This window comes from Deinococcus marmoris DSM 12784 (assembly GCF_000701405.1).
In the GTDB taxonomy this organism is placed as follows: Bacteria; Deinococcota; Deinococci; order Deinococcales; family Deinococcaceae; genus Deinococcus; species Deinococcus marmoris.
In genome coordinates this window covers 1-2,581 of the sequence record NZ_JNIV01000203.1, presented here as the reverse complement: position 1 = coordinate 2,581, position 2,581 = coordinate 1, and the positions used below count along the sequence as shown (strand labels likewise).

At 63.0% G+C, this 2,581-nt stretch carries 1 protein-coding gene; it reads right to left on the bottom strand.

The annotated features are described in order from the left end of the window. Window positions 1–110: 110 nt before the first annotated feature. Window positions 111–2,213, bottom strand: a complete 2,103-nt coding sequence (locus tag Q319_RS0123070; RefSeq protein WP_029484729.1) for a zinc metalloprotease — start codon at window positions 2,211–2,213, stop codon at window positions 111–113. Between the last annotated feature and the right edge of the window lie 368 nt (window positions 2,214–2,581).

Below are 2,581 nucleotides of genomic sequence, written 5' to 3'. Positions count from 1 at the left end.
GGATCACCCACAGGCCGAAATATACTTCGGCCTCTTAAATCAACCTTTCTCCGCACCCAGCGCCACTTAAACGCAAGTTGTCCGGTACTGAACTCTACAGCTTGCAGGACCTAGCGGCCCAGACGCTTGCTGCGCTGGAAGGCGTTCTCCTCGGGGAAGACCACCGCGCCCTTCTGGGGAAGGAAGCTGCGGCTGTAGGCGGGCTTGCCCTTGTTCAGGGACAGGCCGTTGAGGTTCTCGTACCACTTGTAGGACTGCACTGCCACCCCCGCTGTCTTGGCGGCGTTCAGCACAGCGAGATAACCCTCGTGGGCCTTGGTTGCCGCGTCCAGGTAGTTCATGGCGTCGTAACTGCTCTGGGCCTGGGCAAACAGCGCGTCGGCACTGGTGGCGGCCACGGCCACACTCCCTTCCTTGGCGGCGCGGCGGCTGAGTTCCAGGATCGCGTTGGTGTTGTTCAGGTACGCGGCGCTCAGGTAGCGGTACTGGCTGTCCAGGTTGAACTGCCCGAAATCGCGCGACAGGTCGTTATAGGACATGATGGTGGCGCTCTGATCCCCGGAGTTGGCAAACAGGTAAGGGCCGCTAGGACCGTAAGACAGGTTCTGCTCGCTGTCGTAGCCGTCGTGGGGGTGCGACAGACTCAGGTGGTGGCCGATCTCATGAACGGTGGTATCGGTAAAACCGTAGCCCGCCGCGTTCAGGTCCGGGGTCAGGAAGGAGTAGACGAAGCTCTGGGTGCCGGTCTCGCCGTCGTCGTAGGCGATGCCCAGCAGGCCCGGCTGGGTGTTGGCCGGATCGTTGAACAGGTAAATGGGCAGCAGGTACTTGTTGGCAGGCGTGCCAGCGTACGTCTCGCGCAGTTCCTTGACGCCGAACTGGAAGAGCTTCTCGCCCGTCGCGTCCGCGTATTCCGGCGAGCAGATGTCGGCGGGCTTGCTGGGGTCGGCAAAGAAGCACTTATATACGTCGGCCAGACTGCCGTTCAGCGGCGTCTCCCTGACCTTGCTGCTGAATTTGGCAAACGGCTGGAGCGGCGCAACCCGGCTCTCGGCCAGTGCGGGTTTGAAGACCTGGCCCTGGGCCACGGCTCCCAGGCCCTGCTCGACATGCACGTCCAGTTCGATGGCCTCGGGCATCTGCGGGGGCGTCAGGGCGGCGCGGTAGATCGGGCTGGGCGTGAACAGCAGGTTCAGGGCCACGTAGCGCGTCACCAGCGCCAGATCCGGGCTGACCTTGCGCCCGTAGCCAAGACTGGCCTTGCGGGTACCGTACTCCCAGATGGGCGGCATACGGTAGTCGGCCACGCCGTCGCCGTCCACATCGGGATTACTCACATCGTAGCCGTTGGTCCAGGGATCGGGGTTGGCCGACAGGTCATAGAACCACACGCGCTGCACTGGGGCGCTGGGGCGTACGCTGCCGCCCCAGGCGATCAGGCGGCGGCTACCCCGCGTCCCGAACTTGCTGGCGGCGGCTGGGTTGGCCTGGTCCGCGTCGCTGTCCACCGCATCCAGGCGGGTGTAACTGTGAAATTTGAAGTCCGGGCGGTCGTACCAGTTCACCATGAACACGGTGTACTCGCCGGGCTTGACGCCCACCCGCGCCACATTGTCGGCCAGCCAGTTCTCCGTCACCCTGGCGTCGATCTGGAAGTTCCCATCGACAACGCGGTTGATGTTGGGAGACGGAACCTTGCAGTTGGGGTCCCCCGTCGCCGGGTCCAGGTCGTTCTGACAGTTGTACAGCGACTGCTGGAGGGTCAGTGGCGCTTCTTTGCCCTGCGCTTTGAGGTAACCGAAGAAACTGTCCTCGAAACCCTGATCGGCGAACACATAGTTGTACTGATAATCGAAGGCGTTGCCAGTGAATTCGGTGCGCCCGTAAGCGCTGGGAATCCGCGCAATCGCCTCGTACGATTTGGGCAGGGTCTGGGAAAAATCCCCCGTATCGATCTGCCGCGCGGTGGCGATCTGCCCAGGACTGGTCTGGCGGTAGCCCACGAACACGATATTGACCTTCAATCTGGTGCGGATGGTGTCCTGCTGCCCCGGCTTGAGCGTCTTGAGCTTGCTGAAATCGGCGGGCGGCGGGACGGGCTGGGGGGTGGGTTGCGGATTGGGCTGAGGGGTGGGGGCAGGGCTGTTTCCGTCACCGCAGCCGGACAGCAGAGAAAGGCTGAGGGCCAGCGCGCCGAGCATTCTTTTCTTCATACGACTCCTTGAACTGCGTTCCCGTACCGTCACGGCAGTGTCGATGCCGGCATTGGGGAAGCGCAGGGGCCAACCGGAGAAAGGCGAGGGGTCCAGGCGAGCAGGCCAGAACCGGGCAGAGATGCGTTGGGATGAACGCCAGAATTGTAACCCTCTTCAGGCTTGAAACAGAAGACGGTTGCCTGGCCGCCCAGTCCACCTGATTTAAAATCACGCCTGCGCTGGGGCGGTGGCCGGTGTACTGGCCGTCTGCCGTGTCCGGCCTGTCGCTCCGGGGTGCATCCCGCTAAGCTGGGATCGGAAAGGCAGCGTGGCGAACGTCATCCAGACTCACCAGGGGATTGATGTTGTTCAGGTTGGCACGAAGC